Origin of the sequence: Simiduia aestuariiviva (genome assembly GCF_014192475.1) — a bacterium.
GTDB classification, from domain to species: domain Bacteria; phylum Pseudomonadota; class Gammaproteobacteria; order Pseudomonadales; family Cellvibrionaceae; genus Simiduia; species Simiduia aestuariiviva.
Window position 1 is genome coordinate 656,762 of record NZ_JACHXZ010000001.1, and the last position, 20,084, is coordinate 676,845.

Sequence of the window (20,084 nt, forward strand, 5' to 3'; positions counted from 1 at the left end):
GTGAACCGCTGATCGTGGTGGCGCCTAAAGTGGTGGATAACTCTAAAGTCGATAAATTTATAGTCGAAAACGCTCAGAAAATCAGACCAGCTGCCAGCCTAGCCATATGCCGATGGCGATAAACAGGCCTGCCGCTAAGCGCTGGGCGAACGCTAAAGGTATGCGCTGCATTATAGCGCTGCCCCAGTAGACCACGGGCACGTTGGCAATAAGCATACCCAGCGTGGTGCCGGTGGTCACCCAAAATGGTGCTTGAAATTCTGCGGCCAGCATGACTGTGGCCACCTGCGTTTTATCGCCTATTTCGGCTACAAAAAACAACATCGTGGCCACCAGAAAGGCGCCGAAGCGATCGAAGCGCGGGTCCTCGTCATCAGCGCTGTCGGGGATGAGCAGCCACAGGCCCAGGACGATAAAGCTGGCGGCGATGAACGCCTCGCCCCAGCCACTGCTGAGCTGACCCCCCAGCCAGTGCCCCAGCCAGGCAGAGAGGCCGTGGTTGACCAGTGTGGCCACTAATATGCCTGCAACGAGCGCCGGTTTGTTGGCGAAGCGCAGTGTCAGTAACAGGGCAAGCAATTGGGTTTTGTCGCCGATCTCAGCGAGTGCGACGGCCAATGTGGCCGTGAAAAAAGCGTCCATTTTCAAAGTCCGGCGGGAGGCTGTACCAAAGGCAGGGATGCCTCCCACCTGAGTGCATGCCCGGCCTTAGGTCTTGCCGACAGATTCCTTCGAATCTGCGGTGTCGCCATGCGCATGCGGCGCAAGTGTGTTGACGACACCACCGCAGGGCGGCGGGCTACTCCCCTAAAGAGAGGCCAGTGTAGCGATTACGCGTGTTTGCGACAAGTTGTGCCGAGTTGTACCGAGGGGCAGGGAATGGTGCCGTAGGCGCAGAATACGCAGCACTCACCGGACTTTGGCGTGATCAGGTGGTCGCAGGTATTGCAGCGGTAGAACCACTGGCGGGCGTCCACAGGCATGTGTTCAATTGCCACCGCCCGGCACTCGGGGCAGGTCACTAGGCTTCGAATTTGCAGGCTGTTTGCGTGGTTCAACATGGCGTAGTGCCCAAGCGATAGCGCTCAGTGACCTATTTAATTTGGGGTTCCAATTATAAACTCTGTAGTCAGGTACGGGGTCAAGTGTCTGAGAAGATTTCGATGATCGGGCACTGCTCACCCTTATTGCTGTTGCATTGACTAATGAGCGCTTGCAGGGCTTCGGCCAATTGCTGCAAATTGTCGATTCGGCTTTGCACCTCGTCGAGCTTTTCGGTGGCGAGCTGCCTGACTTCGTTGCAGGGGGCATTGTCTAAGCTGAGCAGGTGTTTAATTTGCGCCAAACTGAAGCCTAATCCCTGCGCCTTGCGGATAAAATGCAAGCGCGCTTTGATACTATCGGAATAGCGGCGATAACCCTGTGCGGGTTTTTCTGGCTGCGCTATGAGGCCTTCGCGTTCATAGTAGCGAATGGTTTCGGTGCCGATGTCTAGGGATTTAGCCAGTTGGCCGATGGTCAAGCTCATAGGGAACCGCGTGTAATGGAGAATCATCAAATCATAGCAATGATTGAAACGGAGAACACCCAATGGCGGGTTTAACGGACTTATTGGTGCGCGAGGGTCAATTGTGGCTGGCGATTTTTACAGTCGACACGCTGCGCTACTTTGCCGGTGTTGGCGCGGTGGTGTTTGTGCTCTTCGTGGTGGCGCGCCGTTGGTCTGAGCGGAGACGGATTCAGGCGCGCCGCGCCACGAACGGCGATGTTCGCCGTGAAATTATCTGGTCGTTAAACACCACGGCCGTGTACGCGTTGGTTGGTTTGTTTACCGTGCGGGTGGAGCAAAGCGGTTATTCGCAAATCTACCTGTCGGTATCCGAGTGGGGGTGGTGGTATACAGCGCTCAGTTTGCCCTTGGTGCTCATCGCCCACGATGCCTATTTTTATTGGGTTCATCGGGCGATGCATCACCCGGTATTGTTTAAACGTTTTCACCGTCTACACCATTTATCGCGCACGCCCACATCCTGGGCCGCCTACAGTTTTGCGCCGGGCGAGGCGGTGTTAATGGCGCTGTTTATGCCCATTATCGTGGTGCTCTTGCCGCTGCACGTTTCAGTAATTTTTGCGTTTTTGGCCATTATGATTGTGCGCAATGCCATGGGGCATTGCGGCGTGGAGTTTCACCCGCACTGGTGGGTAGACACGCCCTTGGATGCACTCACAACCCCCACGCACCACGACTTGCATCACCAAAAATTTAACGGCAACTACGGTTTGTATTTCACCTGGTGGGACCGTTGGATGGGCACCGAGTTTCCCGGTTACAAAGCCGATTTTAAACGCGCAGCCACGGCCGAGGAATCGTCGCAGACGGTTGCCGAGACGTCGGGTTAAAAGCGATGGCCCAGGGTCAGGACCATCAATGTATCAATGCCCTCATTGGGTTTGCCGGTGCCCGCGTTGGAGTAGTGCCTAAACGAAACGTTGGCCGTCCAAGTGCCGGTGTCACCGAGATAGGCGCCCACGCCCACCTGCGATTGAAAGGCCCAGAAGTAAGCCTGTTTGCGCTCGCCCAAGCCGCGCGCAGATAAATAAGTAGGCCCCAGTCCACGCACAAAGAAAAAGGGTTTAATGCCTTGTGCTGTGGGCAATTTAAGGGTGAGCTGCGGGTAGACAGAAATCGTCACCAGTTCGCCTATCTCGCCTTGATCTGTTTTCAGGTGGGTTATGCCCGCGCCCAACCTCCAAGTTTGAATATCTCTGTATTGGTGATGCAGCACATCCACAATCTGGTTGTGCTGGTTAACTGTGTGTAACTGTTTACCGCCGCCGGGGTACATCCAAAGCTAGGCACTTTGAGTGGTTTGTGCCTGCGCAAGAGTGGTGGCAAGGAGTGTAAACGTGCAGCCAAGCAGACGGGCTACATTGGGGGCTGGCTGTGCTCATTGATGCCATTGCTGCTTACGCTGTGTTTGCCTTGGGCCACGATGCGGCGCACGGCGGGGTAAGCCGCCACCGTTGGCTGAACGACGGAGCCAGTTTTCCAAGCACTGTGCTGCAATCGCCAGTGCCGTTTTTCGTGAATTTCGTTTTATGCATATGTAGCACCACCGGCAAGTGAATGCACCGGGTGTCGATCCCGATCACTATAGCGGCACTGGCCTTGCACGCCAAAGATAACCCCCACAAGGCAACTGCTAATCTATTGTATGCAGATTGGCTGTTGTGCCCGTAGTTGACCATGCATAATTACCACCTATCCCATCACTTGCATCCATCTGTACCGTTTTATCACTACCGCGCCGTGTGGCGCAGCCGGCCTGTGGCCGAGGTGTCGTCGGGTATGCCTTGGTCATTTGGTTAAACTTTATCTGTTGGGCCAGTCGTGTTTGAGTTTAGCCGAAAGTCGAAGATGCTTGGGTACAGCGCATAAGGTAGCGGGGAGGGGAGAGCTCTATGGAGTGAATGGTTCCATTAGGTGTATTTAGGGTGATGCGATGAAGTCTATTTGGGATGCGATGAGCTGAAAAACACAAGTGGCGTTGGGATGAAGCGTGCTAACTGTTGCTTTTTTGGTGTTTTTACAAAGATTTCCCTTGTTTATTGGTCTTTTGTTGCTCTGTCTCGCTTTTTAATGTGGTGGCATTTTTCTTATACGTCTAAATAAAGCGGATTCGAGCGCGACGGTCGTACCGCCTATTTAAAAATAAAAATCCTTTGGGAGATGTTAAGAAGATGAAAGATAAGCCACTATCCATGGCCATTCGTGCCGCAATTCTGGTCGCAATCGGTGCAAGCCCTGCTTTAGCGCAGGACAATAACCAATCGGTAGACAGTTCAACAATCGACGATAGCACTATTGAGCAGGTAATTGTTACCGGCTCCCGAATCGCACGTCCTAATGCTGTCAGCGTTACACCTGTTACCACACTTACTGCTGAAGACATCAGTCTTAGTGGCGAGCCCAATTTGGGTGATTTCCTGAACACCTTGCCAGCTCTGCGCTCAACCTATTCAGGTCAAAACTCTGGTCGTTTTATTGGTACGGTGGGTTTGAATTTGCTTGACCTACGCGGCTTGGGCACTGCGCGGACGCTGGTCTTGCAAGACGGTCGCCGTCATATTTCTTCCTCTATCGGCACTTCAGCGGTGGACGTGAATACGATTCCAGAAGATCTGATTGAGCGTGTTGACGTAATTACTGGCGGCGCTTCCGCTATTTATGGTGCTGATGCTGTTTCCGGCGTTGTTAACTTCATATTGAAAGATGATTTCGAGGGCATAAAACTTAGCGCTTTCGGTAGCGATACCGAACGCGGCGGTGCGGAAACCACCGAGCTGTCGCTGACTTTCGGTCAGAACTTTTTTGATGATCGCGCCAATATTTCCGGTAGTGTTCAACATACTACCCGTGGCGATGTCTATGGTACTAGTCGTGATTGGATCACCAAGGGGTGGGGTACTCTGGTCAACCCAGACGACGTCGATCCTAACACCGGTGCAGTAATTCCTGATAACGGTGTACCAGATCGTATTGTTGTTCCGGACTACCGAATTCCATTTATTAGCGATAACGGTATCGCCTTCCTGCCGTACGGTGATTACACCTTTAATAATGATGGGACCGCGCGCCCGGTAATTCCTGGCGATATCTGTGACATCAATGGCCGCTGCTCTGGCGGTGATGGGTATGCATTTGTTGGTCAGTACCAAATGTATCCACGCATGGACACTTCAAATATATTCGTGAAAGGTCATTTTGACATCACTGATTCCATGCAGTTATTTGGTGAAGCCAAATATGTCATGCATGAGGCGGAGAGCTGGGGGCAAGCAAGCTTTAGTTATAATGTGTACTCTTCGACAAACCCTTTCCTCGACAAAGATCTTTCAGACCGCTTAGTAGCTGACGGTGTGCCGGCCTTTGGCATGTATCGCATGCACTCTGATTTGGGTTACCGTGGTAATTTGGCCGAGCGAGAGACGATGCGCTTTGTGACCGGCCTCAAAGGTGACTTCGGTGGCGGTTGGAGCTATGAAGCCAGTGTTGTTTATGGTGAGTACAATGCTGAAGTGGACTATGTTAATAACCGCTATAACGAGCGATTTGCGCAGGCCATTGATGCAATTGAATTAGATGGCGAAATTGTTTGTGCTGATGCCGACGCGCGAGCTGCTGGCTGCGAACCCCTCAATTTGTTTGGCTACGGACTTAATGCAGACAGTGCCGTTGATTGGGTTATGCTTGATAATACTGGCTCTGAAGAAAAAATGACCCAGACCGTGTTTTCTGGTTATGTCACGGGCAGTGTTATCGACCTGCCAGCCGGGCCATTATCGGTTGTTGGTGGTCTGGAATATCGTGAGGAAACTAGTTTCGTAGACTACGACGAAGTTATCAAAAACGGTGAAACTTTCATGAACGCCTTGGCTTCTACTGAAGGCGAGTACGATGTTTCTGAGGCCTTCGTTGAGGTTTCTGCTCCTTTGGTTGCAGGCTTGCCCGGTGTTGAAAACTTGGCTGTAGACGCCGCTTATCGTGTTGCAGATTACTCTACGGTGGGTACCACTGACGCTTGGAAGGCGGGTGTGGATTGGACGATCACAGAAGATGTTCGCTTCAGGGCGACAACTTCGCAGGCGGTACGTGCCCCCAACATTGATGAGCTGTTTGCGCCACTTGGACAAAACTTTTTCAGTATCAGTGATCCATGTGACTACCGTGAGTTGGGAAGCGCCCCCGATCCAGAACTCCGTCGCGCCAACTGTGCCGCGTTGGGCTTGAGCCCAGATTACGAGAGTCCTTGGAACGGCGGTCCTACACTTGGCGGGTTTAGCGGTGGCAACCCAAACCTAATCGAAGAGACAGCTACAACTCTGACCTATGGTGTGGTGATTACACCGCGCTTCGCAGATAGCCTGACCATCACAGTGGATTACTGGGATATTGAGATTGAAGATGCGATTTCTTCATACTCTGGTCAAACTATTTTGGATAAGTGTGTTGATGGCGCCACAATCAATAACGCGTTCTGCGGAAATATCGAGCGCGCTGCTAATGGCGATTTGGTGTCTTTAACCAGCTCCTCTTTAAACGCTTCAAAGCTCACTGCTCGAGGTGTGGATTACGAAGTTCGCTATGATTTGGCGTTGGAAGATCTGTTTTCGTCTGACGTGGGTAGTTTGTCATTCGCTGTGCAGGGTACCCGCCTGTTCGAACGTGATGACTACTCTTTCCAGGACGAACCCGATAGCGTCGACCCTGTTGCAGGCGAGCTGGGTGATCCAAAAGATGCCTACAACTTGAATGTTTCCTATAACTACGGCAACTTCTCAATGAACTGGGGTCATCGTTACATTGGTGATCAAGCCTTGTACGATGTCGGCATGGAAGAAGCTGAAGCGGCTGCGCCTTCGTATACCGGCGAAGTGCGCTACAACAGCCTGCGCACCAGCTATCTCTACGAGGACAAAATTGAAGTTTACGGTGGTGTAAATAACCTGGAAGATAAGGCGCCGCCAGCATACCTCTCAGGTACTGGTGGTGGTTCTGGTATGTACGACACCATGGGTCGTACCTATTATCTAGGTATGAACTACACATTCTAAATTTCATTTTTGAGTTTTAGTTAGTGTTTAACGAGGCCAACGGCCTCGCTTTTAAAGCCGCACCTTGAGTGCGGCTTTTTTATTTGTACTCTGAGAGCACTGGGGATATCGGTAGGTTAGATAAGAAGTAAATACAAAGATTTTCTGGGCGACTTTCTTAGTCTAGTGTGACTGTAATTCGCTACTTTTCAGTATGCGTTGCCTGGGCTCGTGAAAGAGACATTGCGTGAGAGGAGCCTGTGGAACTTGTGTTGGCCGGATAGGGCGGCAGCAAAGGGCCAATTATGCTTGCCAGTTGAAGGCCTGCGCTTTCTGCTAGTCGCGCTTGGTATTTATGAGGCTGGGGCGTGCAACCACAGTGCGCGTAAATCCCCGCTCGCGCACCACTTCTTTCGCCTCTGCTTTGGTATTCAAATAAATTCTATTGCAGGCCTTGGCGCCCAGTACTGACACAATACCAAAGCAAATTGCATAGGCTTTTTTACGAGGGCTGCTACTTCTAAGGAAATGCCCTTGTCGTCGCGAATAAACTGTTCGTTTGAACCCGCCTGTTTGCGTGTGCAGCCGATTGCACAAATTGTAATGTCCACAGGACAGTAATCTACTTCTGGGTTCAGTGCGTCAAAATTCACTACCGGATTCATAAGCGTGGGCTGGGTTTGCAATGGCCTGTGGGTGGAGGCAATTACCAGTGTAATGCCCTCATGTTTGCGTGCCTGCTGTAATAATGCAGCACCTACAGCACACAGCACCTACAGCACCGGTTGCGCCATAATCAAAAGCCTCATCGACCTTGTTGTTAGAGCGCTTCATTGTCGCCATCGCGGCGGGTAATAACCCGCGCGGCCACAAATAAAAAATCACTCAGGGGGTTGATGTAGGCGCTGAGCGTGGGTTGAATGCTGGGGGCTGCAGTGTCGGTACCGGTGGTCGACAGGGCCGCGATGCTACGCTCGGCTCGGCGACACACAGCGCGCCTGATGGCAGAAGCCGGTCGCTTTGGAGCCGCCCGGCATAATAAAATTTTTCAGTGGCGGCAGGTCTTCATTGAGCTCATCCAGCTACCGGCCCAGCTCAAGGGTGCGTTCGGCTTTAATCAGCTCGTAGTCGGGTAGACACGCCCTTGGATGCACTCACAACGCCCACGCACTACGACTTGCATCATCAAAAATTTAACGGCAACTACGGTTTGTATTTTACTTGGTGGGACCGTTGGATGGGCACCGAGTTTCCCGGTTACAAAGCCGATTTTAAACGCGCAGCCACGGCCGAGGAATCGTCGCAGACGGTTGCCGAAACGTCGGGTTAAAAGCGATGGCCCAAGGTCAGGACCATCAATGTATCAATGCCCTCATTGGGTTTGCCGGTGCCCGCGTTGGAGTAGTGCCTAAACGAAACATTGGCCGTCCAAGTGCCGGTGTCACCGAGATAGGCGCCCACGCCCACCTGCGATTGAAAGGCCCAGAAGTAAGCCTGTTTGCGCTCGCCCAAGCCCTGTTCCGACAAATAGGTTGGCCCAAGGGCGCGTACAAAAAAGAAGGGTTTTACCCAGCGGGTAACCGGTAATTTAAGTGTTAGCTGTGGGTATATCGATACCGCGGTCAATTCGCGAATATCGCCGTGATCGGCGGTGAGCTTGGAAACGCCCGCCCCGAGACTCCAGGTTTGAATATCGCTGTAGGGGTGGTGCCAAAGGTTGACGTCGATACCCACTACGCGATTGTCTTGTTCATCGGTGTGTAGTTGCTTGCCGCCGCCCGCATAGAGCCATAAATCGGTATCCTGTATCACCTGAGCTTGGACCATTGATGTTGCACAGAGCGTGAGTGCCAATAGTAGTGCGTGCGCGCTGTGTCGTTGAGGTGCGGGGACATTGCGTTTGGTCATAATAGGTTTCGGCTCTTTATGCGGCAGAGCGCACCATGGTAGCGCGAATTGCGTCAGAGCTGTAGGCGCTGCGTCACGGCTAATCATAAATGTCAGCGCAGCTTTACCAGTGCCAATCCACCCATGAACAATGCACTACACCAGCCGGCGGCCAACATGGCCATTAGTTCGGCGGGAGTGAATCCAGTGCGCCAGGACGGCACCAATAATAGTTGTAGGTCGGGCACGCTGGCGTGACTTAAGCCGAATGCGGCCACGCTTGAGCCGAGTAACGTGATCGCGACGGCCAGCCACATGGCGCGTTGCTGTTTGGGGCGAATGACGTGCGGCTGCCCGGCAATCTGTTGCATCAGTTGATCGGTAAAACCGCCATCGGCAATGTGCGGTTCCGCTTGCTGAAGTTGGGTTGTCAACGAATCATTATGCGTTGCCATTGGCGGCCTCCTGATAATCGCGCATGAGGTGTGTGAGTTGTTCGCGCCCGCGGTTGACGTGTGTTTTCACGGTGCCGAGCGGCAAATTCATAATGTCGGCAGCGTCCCCATGGCTAAAGCCACGCTGTAGGCACAAATGGATCGCCACGCGCTGTGGCACAGTCAATTGGCGCAGCGCACGCTCAATATCGATGGCCGCACCGGCTTGTTGAATAGATTTGTCGCAACGCGCCTCGGTCAACTCATCCAGGGGTGCCTCTTGCACCCGCTGTTTGTCGATGTAGTTCAGCCAAGTGGTGTAGGCAATGCGATACAGCCAGGTTGAAAATTTTGCCTGCGCCTGAAATTGATGCAATTTTCGATAGGCTTTTAAAAACACTTCTTGAGCTAGGTCATCCGCCAGCGAGGTATCCCAGCCGACCCACTGGCGCAGGCTATAACGCAGCGCCGACTGGTGCTGCTGCACCAGTTGGGCAAAGGCGTGTTGATCGCCGAATTGCAGTACGCGTTTAATGAGCGCAGCGGTTTCCACTTAATTTGCGTCTTGGCTTTTTTCCATGCGCGCGATCAGTAAAAACGCAAGCCCCAATGACAAGGGGATGGCGGCCACCGATGCTATTTTGATGCTAGTGAGCGTTTGTAAAAACACAAACAGTCCCACAGCCACGCCCAACAGAATGATGCCGTTTTGCAGCATGTTGGTGCGCGGGCGTTGTTCGAATGCGCTAATTAACTCTGTGGGTACCGGCTGGTTTGTCTCAACTAATTTATTGATCGTCTCGTGCATCAGTGCTTTTTTGCGCTCGTTGTATCTCAGCGCTAGCCAAACAATGATTACCGGCGCGCCGAAGGTGAACATAATGCCAAAAATGGGGATGAGGATGCCGTCCATACTGTCTCTCTCTGGTGGGTAGTGAATAGTGTGTTATGAAGTTAGACAGGCCAAATGCAGGTTTTGGATTCAGCTCTCGGCAATTTTTTTCAATTGTTCTGATTCTAGCGTGGTGGTTGTCGAGCCTTGAACAACGGGCTTGGCAAGGCTGGCGTTAAGCAGTGCCTTGGCAATGACGGCGGGCGGTACCGGTCGGTAGCGAGCAGGCAGTAATTTACCCAGTGCCTTGGCAAGCCACAAGCCCAGTGATTCGCCGGGTCGCCGGTCGGCGCGGTGCGCGTCGATGAGCGACGGCCGCACAATCACCGTGTGCGCAAAGCCCAAAGCTTGCAGCGCGAGTTCAAGTTCCGCCTTGGTGTTGAGGTAGAGATTGCGACCCAGTCGTGCACCCACAGAGGAAACCAGGCCAAAGGTATGGGCGTTCTTCGCAAGCACACACTGCGCCACTGCGATCGGAATATCTTTGTCCACTTTGATGAATGCAGCATCTGAACCCGCTTGTTTGCGGGTGGTGCCGAGCGCGCACAGGGCCACATCGACGTGCCAAAAGTCCGCCTCAGCGTCGGCTTCGCTAAAATCCAACACGGGGTTGATCAGCTTGGGGTGCGGCGGCAGCGGCCTGCGTGTGGGCGCGATCACGGAAGTAATCGTTGCACGCGCCAGCGATTCCGCCAACAACTGGCCACCCACGGCGCCGGTGGCGCCCAGAATAAGTACTCTCATTGACCTTGTTGCCAGAGCACTTCACTGCCGCCATCGCGGCGGGCAATAACCCGCGCGGCCACAAACAAAAAATCACTCAGGCGATTGATGTAGGCGCTGAGCGTGGGTCGAATGCCGGGCACTGTGGTGTCGGCATCGGTGGCAGACAGGGCCGCGATGCTGCGCTCAGCTCGGCGACACACGGCGCGCGCTTGATGGCAGAAGCCGGCCGCTTTGGTGCCGCCCGGCAAAATAAAGTTTTTCAGTGGCGGCAGGTCTTCGTTGAGCTCATCCAGCCACTGTTCCAGCTCAAGGGTGTGTTCGGCTTTAATCAGCTCGTAGTCGGGCAGACACAGTTCGCCGCCCAAATCGAACAGCCGGTGCTGAATGCGCGACAGCCAGGGTTGCAATGGATCGTCTGCGGCCAGCTCGGCCACAAGCAGGCCCACCGCGCAATTGGTTTCGTCCACATCGCCGATGGCCTGCATGCGCAAATCGTACTTGGCAATGCGCGCACCATCGCCGAGACCGGTGGTGCCGTCATCGCCGGTGCGGGTGTAAATTTTAGACAGTCGGTTGCCCACAGTTGTACTCCAAACACAAAGGGTAGTGGCGTTACTTTATCAGGCTTGGGCGCGAGTGACACGAATTGGGCTGGCTGGCTATCGGTGAATTGCGCCCATAAAAAAAGCCACCCGAAGGTGGCTTCATTGAGCAAGCGCGTCAATCAGTCGAGCTTGTTTTGCACGTTCACACAGCGCGCTTCCGCCTGTGATCCCTTCTTGATGTTTTTCACCACTGTCGCTGGCAGTGCGTCGTTTTCAGCCAGTGCCAGCAAGGCGGCCTGTGCGTCCAGTGAACACTTGCGTGGCAACAGTGCGCCGCCGAAGGTGGCTTGCATGGTTGGCGACTGGGTGTCGGTCATGCCTAAGAAGGCCGTCATGATTTCAGTTTCCAGTGCCAGGTTTAGGCCGTGCTGCTCCACGGGAATCAAACCCCAGAGTAGGCCGCGCAATTGGCTGTATGCATATTCGCTATCTTGTTTGGTGGCTTCTTGAATCCACTGGCGCTTGATGTCCAGATTGGGCGCTTGCGAGAGGGCTGCCAAGCGATTCATCTTGCCGCTTGCCGACTGGTCCTGCTCCGCTAAGGTGGCCACCCATTGCTCTGCCTTTGGGTGCTGCTCGCGCACCAGAGCGCCAGCTATACGCCAGCGATCGTCCAAGCTCAGATCGCCGCTCTTGAGCAGGTCAAGCGCTTTGTCCTGTTGGGTGTGCAGCATGGAAACCCACAAGCCAAACCAAGTGCGTTGCGCCGCGCCGGTTTGCTTTTGGTAGCCCAGCCACGCCATTTGCTCTAGGCGTTTGCGGTATTGTGCGGCCAAGTCGCCACCGGTATCGCGCACAAAGGGGCGCAGCACCAAGTAGTTATAGGCCGATTGTGCGCTGCCTAATGCCGAGCGCAGCAGGGTCGGGTTAGTTTCGCCGGGCAGATTTTTCAAGGCCAGATCCAGCATGTCGGTGGCCGCCATTTTGCCGTCGATCATGGATTCGTACAGGCTGCGCCAGATCATGGATTTCTGAATCGGGTTGTCGAAATTATTCAGATTGCTCTGCAAATACGCGACGGATTTTTCGTCCAGCAGTGTGCGCGCAAAGGTGTAATCCGACACGTTGGGCAGCACAAAAACGGGACACGCTTTGCCAATGGCCGTTGGCTGCGGATTATGGCGATCGGTGACATTCACCTCGATGGTTTGTGTGCTGCCATCGGCTGCAGTCAGCAGTGCATCCAGTTTGTGCATGCGCAGTGCGCCACTCACGTTGGCGGGGAACTGCTCCATGTCGAAGGCGGTGATTTTGCCGTTGGCGCAGCTGAAGTTGGCTTGCAGGGCATTGACGCCGGCCTGCTCTAACCACTGGGCGCTCCACTGGCTCAAGTCTTGCCCGGCCACTTCACTCAGGGTGGCCAAAAAGTCTTTCAGTTGTGCATTTTTAAAGGCGTAGCGATCAAAGTGCAGCGCCAGTGCCTGCTGAAATTTATCATCGCCAATGTAGTGCTTTAGCTGGATAAGTGCAGACGCGCCTTTGGCATAGGTGATGCCATCAATGCTGGCCATAACCACTTCAGTGTTGGGAATGTCTTGCACGATGGGGTGGCTGGTGATCCATTGATCTTCACTGTAACCCCAGCTCTTGCGACTGCCAGAAAAGCTGTCCATGGCCTCGGTAAATTCCGTGGCCTTGGCGGTGGCGTAGTAGCCCATGAAATCGGCAAAGCTTTCGTTCAGCCAAATGTCGTCCCACCACTTCATGGTGACCAGATTGCCAAACCAGTGATGCGCCATTTCGTGCATGACCACCATGGTCATAGACTCTTGGTCTTTGCGGGTTTGCGCGCGGCGTGGTTGCAGGCGTTCGGTGAAGGTGACCGCGCCCACATTTTCCATGGCACCAAAATTGAAGTCGGGCACTACGCCTTGATCGTATTTGGAAAAGGGGTAGGGATATTCAAAATAGTTATCGAAAAAATCCAATCCCTGTTTGGTCACTTCAAACCATTGCTCGGCGTTCACGTATTGCGCGTAGCTTTGACGGGCAAATAAACGCAATGGCACGCGGTGACTGTTGTCTTCCCAAACTTTGTAGGGGCCCGCGTGTAGGGAAAATATGTAGGTGGAAAACTTCTCGCTTTTCGGGAAATGCCACACTTTGTAATCGCCGTCGATGCCCTCAACGCGGTCTTCGCGCATGGCCGTAAACACCTGCCAGTGGGCGGGCGTAGCAACGGTCATTTCATAAGTGGCTTTTAAGTCGGGCTGATCGAAGCCGGGGAATACTTTGTTGAAGTGATAATCTTCAAACTGGGTGTACAAATAGGTTTGGTTGTCTTCGGGATCTTGAAACCAATGCAAACCAGAGCCATCGCGGCGATAGGGATGACTGTAGGCGATGGTTAAATCCTGTGCGCCTTCGCGCAACGCCGAAGCTGGCAAGGTAATGAAAAAGCCGTTGTGATCTACGGCAACGGATTTGCCATTTAAGGTAATGCTGTGCACATCGCCGTCGACAAAATCCAGCGTTAGGGGCTGACTTGCATCGCGCAGGGTGAACTTAATATTGGCGGTGCCGGTAAAGGGCACGTTGTCGGCGGGCAGGTGCAAATCAAAGCGGTAGCTCACATCGCTGACGCGTTTGGCGCGCGCTGCGGCCACGTGGCGCTCCAGCATGGGCGCTGCCGTTCGTTCAACTGATTGCGCTTGTTTGGGCGCATTGGCGCAGGCCGAAAGTAAACTGCCCGACAAGGCAATGGCTGCTAAAGGAAGTAACCAGGATTTCATAGCGATAACCCATATTGTTGGAGTAATTGGCGGTAATCGACCGCGTTTCGCGGCAACGAGACGTGCGAAATGCAACCGGTTGGTCGCGGTGATGCTGTGGTTGTTGACGATTGAGCCGAACCAGGCCGCAAGGGTAATGGCTGTGGGCCGCTGCGTCTGTCAGTTTGTCGCACTTAGGGCTCCGTTTGCCGCAGCTGGTGCGTTGGCGCTGCAGTTTGGTAAGCTCGCGACTCTGTCGATTCGAGAATGCCATGGCGACTATCGGTACCCACTACATAAAGAGCGCGCTCGGTGGCGCTAAGGCCCGGGGCTTAAACCCCAAAGCGCTGCTGCGCATGGCGCGCATTCCCGAGCGCCCTCTGCGCGACCCCAAGGCCCGTATTCACGTGGATTTGGTGGCGCGCCTGTATTACGGCATTGCCAAGGCGCTCAATGATGAATTCATGGGCTTTACCGAGCGCCCGGTGAAATTGGGTACCTTTGCCTTGATGGCCGAATGGGTGTCCACCGCAGAAACCCTGGAAGGCTTACTGCAAAGGGGTATTCGCTTCTACAACCAAATCACCGACGAGCTACAGATGTCCCTGGACTATGAGGGCGAGCACGTCTACCTCACCACCGTGTTTAAGCGCCCTGAGTTGGATTTCGAGCATTTTTACATTGAGTACTGGCACGTCATCTGGCACCGGTTCGCCAGCTGGTACATCGGCAAGCCCATTAAGCTGGTGGGAGCCTACATCAACTACACGCCCATCGATGCCGAGGAATTTAGGCTGCTATTTCGCTGCCCCACCCATTTAAAAAGTAAAGTAAACCGCTTGGTGTTTCACCGCAGCTATCTCAGTCAGCCACTGGTTAAAAGTAGACGTGAGCTACAGGTGTTTTTGCGGCGCGCGCCCATTGATATGCTCACCATACCCGGTGAAGACACCAGCCTAACGGCGCGCATTAATCAGCTGCTACAACCAAAAGATGGTCAAGTGCTGAGCCTCCCCAATGCCGATGCGCTGGCTCGAATGGTGGGGGTTAGCGAGCAAACGCTGCGCCGCAAGCTCACGGCTGAAGGCATCAGCTATCAGCAAATCAAAGACAATTTACGCAACGATATGGCCACCGAACTGCTGGCCAATCGCAGCCTGCCCATCGCCGAGGTGGCGCGACTGCTGGATTTCAGCGAGCCGCGCGCCTTTACCCGCGCATTTCGACAGTGGCAGGGCAAAACCCCCACCGAGTTTCGCGCCGAGCGCGCGGCGCGCGGCGCGCTAGACCTGCCAGACCACCTATTCCGCTAGCCCCACCTCTGCGCTAGGTTCATACCCTGGGTGGGCTATGCTGTCTGGGTGCCACAATCTGACCAATCATCCACAATAGACAAAATCTGCCAATACAAAAGACATATAGCATCAGCTTGTGATCGAATATGTCTATTTAATGTATGCGTATTTGTGATTGGTTACGTATGCAATTAATTTTAATTGCTTTAAAAACAGCAGCTTATTGATTTTTATCGGAAGCTGCACGCAGTTTTTATGTGTTTTTGTGGTGGACATTCTTGTTTATCATCGCGCCATCTGTAATAGACGGGTCTATTTTGGCCCTTTACCAATTTGAAGACGACGGTTGGAAACACCATGACTAAAACTGCCACGCCCCAAGTGAGCTTGGACAATCCCTTTGATGCATCGCCCGCGCAAGAATTCAGTGTGCCCGGGCAGGCCAGCTATGAGCCGGGCTTGTATGAAGCCAACCTGCAGCAGGGTTACGACCTGATTCAACGGCCCCGTAAAGCCGCTGGCGAGCGCAATATTCAGCGCCAGCACGCCAAGAACCGCATGACCATCTGGGAGCGATTGTCGGTGCTCACCGACGAGGAGCCCACCGTGCTGTTTCAGAACTGGGGCAAGAATTTGGATGGTGCCTCCTTGGTGACCGCCATCGTCAAAATTAACGGCCGCGATGTGGCGGTGTACGGCCACGATTTCACCGTGCGCGCGGGCTCCATGGACGCCACCAACGGCAAGAAGTTGGCGCGATTATTTGAGCTTGCCGGCAAGCGCCGCATTCCCTTGGTGGGCTTGAACGATTCTGCCGGTGCCTACGTGCCCGCTGGTGTGGGTGGCCTTGACGGCTATGCCGAGGCGTTTACCGCGCTGCGCAAAATCTCTGGCGTGGTGCCGTCCATCATGTGCATGTTTGGATTTAACGCCGGTGGCGGCTCCTACCTGCCCCGCCAGGGCAGTTTTTTGATTCAGCCCAACGATACATTTTTCGGCTTGACCGGCCCCGGCGTCGTGAAATCGGTATTGGGTGAAGACGTGACCCCCGATGAATTGGGCGGCCCTGGCGTCCATTCACAATCGGGTGTGACGGATTTTGTGGTGCCCGATGAAGTGGCGGCACTGCGCAAAGTGAAAGCCTTGTTGCGTTACTTGCCCAGCAACAATGGCGAACTCGCACCGTTTCAGCCCACCTCGGACCCCGTCGATCGCAAAACCTGGGATATCGATATCCTGTTGAAAAAGGCCTTTAATTCGCCCAGTGGTTTCAACACGCCGCTGGATATTTCCATCATCATCCAGCAGCTGTGTGATCACGGCGATTTCATGGAAGTGCAACCCGATCGCGCGCGCAATACCGTCACCGCCCTGGGCCGCATGGGCGGCAACGTGGTCGGATTTGTGGCCAACAACTCCGCCGTCGCCTCTGGTCAGATCGATATTGATGCGGCCTACAAAAATGCGCGCTTCATTCGCTTCTGTAATTTGTACAACATCCCCGTGATTTTTATGGAAGACACCACGGGCTTTTTGCCGGGTAAAGAGCAAGAGCAAAATGGCATTGTGCAAGCCGGTCGCGCCATGTTGGATGCGATCATCGACCTGCGCACACCGCGTTTTTTGGTCATTATTCGCAACGCCTTTGGCGGTGCCTACGCCTCCTACAACAACTATCCCACCGGTGCCGACTTAGTGGTGGCGCTGCCCTCAACGCGCGCTGCGGTTATGGGGCCAGCCGGTGTTGAATTTGTTTACAAAGAAGAGCTGCAAAAAATTCGCGGCGCGGTCAAACAGCGCTTGGCCGACGGCGAAGATGCCGCGGCCGTGCAGGCCTGGCAGGTGCAACAGGAGGCCGCGCTGAAAACGCGCTACGAGCAGGAGTTGATGAATCCTAACGAGGCGCTGTCGCTGGGCTCAATTTCACAGATTGTCATGCCCTGTGACCTACGTGCGCTGCTGTGCAAAAACATGGCGTTCCATTTGAGACACTATGTGCCCGAACCCTTTAACGGCGTTCAGCGCGAATTTCACTGAGCCACGGCCAAGCCGCAACCGAATATTGAGAGATTGAAACAGTGGAACATTCCAACAATTATTATTTGAACAACCCGCTCATTCATCGCGACCGCCGACTGGGCTTAGCTGACAGCGCATGGATTAAATCCTTTGACTGCGCACACATTCGTCCGCTAATTATTTGCCGTGGCCCGATTCGCAAAGAAGCCATGGATGTATTCGAAGAGATGGGCATCGGCCACTACGGCATTCTGCTGTCTGAAAAAGATTCCATCGTCTATCAAAATGCCTTGGCGCCCGAACTGCGCAAGCTTACCGATCCCAACCGCGTACACCGCGTGCCCGATTACACCGGCGCCACCAAGGCCGAGCGCGAAGAGCGCATTCGCCAAATCATTAATATCGCGCAGGGCAATGGTTACAACGCCATCTACGCCGGCTACGGCTTTATGGCCGAAGATGAAACCATGGTGGCGGCCATGGAAGCTGCTGGCCTCAATTTTATTGGGCCCTGCTCGCGCACCGTTCACGACGCCGGTTTGAAAGACGAGGCCAAGCGCACTGCGTTAAAAGTCGGTGTTTCGGTGACGCCCGGTGTGGATAACGCCACTGCGCTCACCTTGTTAAAAAAATACCCAGACGAAGCCGCGCTGCGCGATGTGATTGCAACGCAGGCATTAACCGTAGACTCCGCAAAGTTTGATAGCGCCGAGGTGTCCTTAGCGGATAAAGCCGATATGGTGTTGGCCGCCAGTTACGACAAGGGCATCGACCTGTACACCATTGCAGAGCTGTCAGAAACCATTCGCGAACAAGTCATGGTAATGAGTCGCGACTACCCTGAGAACCGCATTCGTTTAAAGGCCATTGGCGGTGGGGGCGGCAAGGGGCAGCGCATCTTAGCGTCGCCGGCGGCCTACGAGGGTGAGCTCGAAAGTCGTATCGAACAGGCCGCCGCCAAGGCACCTGAATTGGTGTTAGAAATTCTCAATGAAGTTAAAACCACGGGCGTTGGCGATAACAAAAACGTACTGGTGGAACTGAATATCGAAACCACCCGTCACCAAGAAATTCAGGTGATCGGCAATGGCGAATGGGCACTGGCACTGGGCGGTCGCGATTGCTCGCTGCAAATGCACGAACAAAAACTGTTGGAAGTGTCGGTCATTACCGAAGATCTGGAGCAGGCGTTAGCCACCGCCGAGCAGGCCGGCAACGAAGCTGAAGCCAAGGTGCTGCGTCAGGACCTTATCACGCTCAAGAAAATGGAAGAGGAGTCTGAAATTTTCGGTCGGGCAGTGGGCCTAGATTCGGTGTCCACTTTTGAGTGTATTGTGGATCGCGACAAACATTTCTTCATGGAAATGAATACGCGTATTCAAGTGGAGCATCGCGTCACGGAATTGTGCTACGCGCTGCGTTTTACCAACCCGGATGAGCCCCATGAAAGTTTTGTGGTCCACTCATTGGTGGAGGCAATGGTATTGCTGGCGGCTCACGGACCACGCTTGCCAAAGCCAACCCGTGTATTGCGCCATACCGCGTCGGTTGAAGCGCGCTTGAATGCCACCAACCAAGCACTGCAACCACACGCGGGCGGCATGATTGAAAAGTGGTCCGACGCCATTGCCGGCGAAATACGCGATGATCAGGGCATCAGTCTGCACAATCCCGACACCGATGTATTCATGAAGTACCATTTGGCAGGGGCCTACGATTCCAATATTGCATTGCTGCTAAGCGTGGGCGAAAACCGTCGGCAAACCTACGAGCGCATGGCGGAAATCTTGCGCGTTACACAATTGCGCGGCAAGGATTTGGCCACCAATCTCGAGTTTCACTACGGATTGGTCAATTGGTTTTTGGGCAACAATATCAATGCGCGTCCCACCACGCGGTTTATCGTGCCCTATTTAACGGCCGTGGGTTTGTTGAAACAGGCGGCGAACAATCAAGACCTGCCCTATGCCTATCAACAGCTTTGTGCGCACGCAGTGGCAGACGCGCCGACGGCGCAGCAAGCTGAATTGCAATCGGTATTAGCCCGCAAGCAATTGCTGATTACCCGCCCCATTGCCATGTTGTTGGAGTCGCCCCACATATTGGCCGGTTGGGTTTCCGTTCATAAATGCCACGCACTATTGCAAGATCAGCGCGTAGTTTGGCAGATCAATCCGGTGCAGCTATTGGCCGATACCTACACATTCCTCAATATGGATTATCGCGCGGGCCGGCCAGCGGCAAATATGATTTGGGATCACGATCACGAAATTCTGACGCAGGCTTTAGCGTTCTACAGCCAGTTGGAAGATACCTTGGGCGAACGCGATTATCGCGCGCTAGATACCCTGTTACAGGGTGACGCCCCGTCAGATTTTAGCGCTGAAACTTGGGCCCACATTCAGGCAGCGCACCGCGGTTATCAAGCGGGCATGGATATACTCGCGCTGCCCATGTTCCTCGCCTGTGAAACGGACTTTTTCGATCTGTGTGTGAATGAAGATCTGACGATTACCATTCCCGACCGGTTAACCGAGACCGCGCTGCAATCGGCGATGGCGAAGGTGTTAGTGCCCCCGCCGCAGGCCAAGTCAGACGAAATCTTGGCGGCCAGTGGCGGTATGTTCTACGCCCGTGAAGCGCCAGATCGCCCGCCCTTTGTCACTGTGGGCAGTGAGTTTAACGCCGGTGATCCGCTTTACATCGTGGAAGTGATGAAAATGTTCAATAAGGTGAACGCACCCTTTGCGGGCACCATTGATGAAATTCTCGTGCCCGATGATGGCGCCATCATTAAGAAAGGACAGCCGCTGTTTAAGATTACGCCGGCTGAAAAAATTGAATTTGAATCGCCCGAAACGATTACCGCGCGCCGCCGAGAGCGGACGGATGTGTTTCTGGCGAGCATTAAGGGGTAGCTA

Annotated in this window: 17 protein-coding genes, 1 pseudogene and 1 riboswitch; of the genes and pseudogenes, 6 read left to right on the top strand and 12 right to left on the bottom strand. The window is 53.9% G+C overall.

Annotation, left to right across the window (positions count from 1 at the left end):
* Positions 1–81 precede the first annotated feature (81 nt).
* The 3 genes from FHS30_RS03055 to FHS30_RS03065 form a co-directional block, all read right to left on the bottom strand.
* A complete protein-coding gene (locus FHS30_RS03055; protein WP_183908183.1) occupies positions 82–642 on the bottom strand; it encodes a TMEM165/GDT1 family protein in 561 nt (186 codons plus the stop codon).
* A 78-nt stretch (positions 643–720) separates the two neighbouring features.
* A riboswitch (yybP-ykoY riboswitch) is annotated at positions 721–810 on the bottom strand.
* A 20-nt stretch (positions 811–830) separates the two neighbouring features.
* Positions 831–1,061 carry a GDCCVxC domain-containing (seleno)protein gene (locus FHS30_RS03060; RefSeq protein WP_183908185.1) on the bottom strand — a complete coding sequence of 77 codons (231 nt, stop codon included), beginning with the start codon at positions 1,059–1,061 and terminating at the stop codon, positions 831–833.
* An 80-nt stretch (positions 1,062–1,141) separates the two neighbouring features.
* On the bottom strand, positions 1,142–1,528 hold the full coding sequence (locus FHS30_RS03065; protein ID WP_183908187.1) for a MerR family DNA-binding protein: 387 nt from the start codon (positions 1,526–1,528) through the stop codon (positions 1,142–1,144).
* A gap of 62 nt (positions 1,529–1,590) precedes the next feature.
* On the opposite strand from FHS30_RS03065, the gene FHS30_RS03070 reads away from it, so the two are divergent.
* Positions 1,591–2,400, top strand: a complete 810-nt coding sequence (locus tag FHS30_RS03070) for a sterol desaturase family protein (protein ID WP_183908189.1) — start codon at positions 1,591–1,593, stop codon at positions 2,398–2,400.
* Here the strand turns inward: FHS30_RS03070 and FHS30_RS03075 are convergent.
* On the bottom strand, positions 2,397–2,846 hold the full coding sequence (locus FHS30_RS03075; protein ID WP_183908191.1) for an acyloxyacyl hydrolase: 450 nt from the start codon (positions 2,844–2,846) through the stop codon (positions 2,397–2,399). The two genes, FHS30_RS03070 and FHS30_RS03075, sit on opposite strands and share 4 nt — an antisense overlap.
* 895 nt (positions 2,847–3,741) lie before the next feature.
* Here FHS30_RS03075 and FHS30_RS03085 point away from each other — a divergent pair.
* The gene (locus FHS30_RS03085) at positions 3,742–6,615 is read left to right on the top strand and encodes a TonB-dependent receptor domain-containing protein (protein WP_183908196.1); all 2,874 of its coding nucleotides are present in this window, start codon (positions 3,742–3,744) and stop codon (positions 6,613–6,615) included.
* Positions 6,616–7,414: 799 nt separating this feature from the next.
* On the opposite strand, the pseudogene FHS30_RS17055 reads toward FHS30_RS03085, so the two are convergent.
* Positions 7,415–7,631: pseudogene (locus FHS30_RS17055) on the bottom strand (ATP:cob(I)alamin adenosyltransferase).
* A 107-nt stretch (positions 7,632–7,738) separates the two neighbouring features.
* On the opposite strand from FHS30_RS17055, the gene FHS30_RS03095 reads away from it, so the two are divergent.
* Positions 7,739–7,924, top strand: a complete 186-nt coding sequence (locus tag FHS30_RS03095; RefSeq protein ID WP_183908198.1) for a sterol desaturase family protein — start codon at positions 7,739–7,741, stop codon at positions 7,922–7,924.
* On the opposite strand, the gene FHS30_RS03100 is transcribed toward FHS30_RS03095, so the two are convergent.
* From FHS30_RS03100 to pepN, 7 genes are all read right to left on the bottom strand, one after another.
* Positions 7,921–8,502 carry an acyloxyacyl hydrolase gene (locus FHS30_RS03100; protein WP_183908200.1) on the bottom strand — a complete coding sequence of 194 codons (582 nt, stop codon included), beginning with the start codon at positions 8,500–8,502 and terminating at the stop codon, positions 7,921–7,923. The two genes, FHS30_RS03095 and FHS30_RS03100, sit on opposite strands and share 4 nt — an antisense overlap.
* A 92-nt stretch (positions 8,503–8,594) precedes the next feature.
* Complete coding sequence (locus FHS30_RS03105) at positions 8,595–8,936, bottom strand: hypothetical protein (RefSeq protein WP_183908202.1); 342 nt, start codon at positions 8,934–8,936, stop codon at positions 8,595–8,597.
* The gene (locus tag FHS30_RS03110) at positions 8,923–9,468 is read right to left on the bottom strand and encodes a sigma-70 family RNA polymerase sigma factor (RefSeq protein WP_183908203.1); all 546 of its coding nucleotides are present in this window, start codon (positions 9,466–9,468) and stop codon (positions 8,923–8,925) included. Before FHS30_RS03110 ends, FHS30_RS03105 begins: the two co-directional genes overlap by 14 nt.
* On the bottom strand, positions 9,469–9,828 hold the full coding sequence (locus FHS30_RS03115; protein ID WP_183908205.1) for a DUF6249 domain-containing protein: 360 nt from the start codon (positions 9,826–9,828) through the stop codon (positions 9,469–9,471). It abuts the gene before it with no gap.
* Between the two features lie 69 nt (positions 9,829–9,897).
* A complete protein-coding gene (locus FHS30_RS03120; RefSeq protein ID WP_183908207.1) occupies positions 9,898–10,551 on the bottom strand; it encodes a Rossmann-fold NAD(P)-binding domain-containing protein in 654 nt (217 codons plus the stop codon).
* Complete coding sequence (locus FHS30_RS03125; protein ID WP_183908208.1) at positions 10,548–11,114, bottom strand: cob(I)yrinic acid a,c-diamide adenosyltransferase; 567 nt, start codon at positions 11,112–11,114, stop codon at positions 10,548–10,550. The genes FHS30_RS03120 and FHS30_RS03125 overlap by 4 nt, the downstream gene beginning before the upstream one ends.
* A 143-nt stretch (positions 11,115–11,257) precedes the next feature.
* Positions 11,258–13,870, bottom strand: coding sequence for an aminopeptidase N (pepN, locus tag FHS30_RS03130; protein WP_183908210.1), 2,613 nt, complete (start codon positions 13,868–13,870; stop codon positions 11,258–11,260).
* Positions 13,871–14,121: 251 nt separating this feature from the next.
* Between pepN and FHS30_RS03135 the strand changes: the two genes are divergently transcribed.
* The 3 genes from FHS30_RS03135 to FHS30_RS03145 all read left to right on the top strand — a co-directional run bounded on the left by FHS30_RS03135 (position 14,122) and on the right by FHS30_RS03145 (position 20,081).
* Entirely contained in the window at positions 14,122–15,162 is a 1,041-nt protein-coding gene (locus FHS30_RS03135) for an AraC family transcriptional regulator (RefSeq protein ID WP_183908212.1), read from the top strand.
* A gap of 339 nt (positions 15,163–15,501) precedes the next feature.
* The gene (locus FHS30_RS03140; protein WP_183908214.1) at positions 15,502–17,181 is read left to right on the top strand and encodes an acyl-CoA carboxylase subunit beta; all 1,680 of its coding nucleotides are present in this window, start codon (positions 15,502–15,504) and stop codon (positions 17,179–17,181) included.
* 41 nt (positions 17,182–17,222) lie between these two features.
* The gene (locus tag FHS30_RS03145) at positions 17,223–20,081 is read left to right on the top strand and encodes a biotin/lipoyl-containing protein (protein WP_183908216.1); all 2,859 of its coding nucleotides are present in this window, start codon (positions 17,223–17,225) and stop codon (positions 20,079–20,081) included.
* Positions 20,082–20,084: the final 3 nt, after the last annotated feature.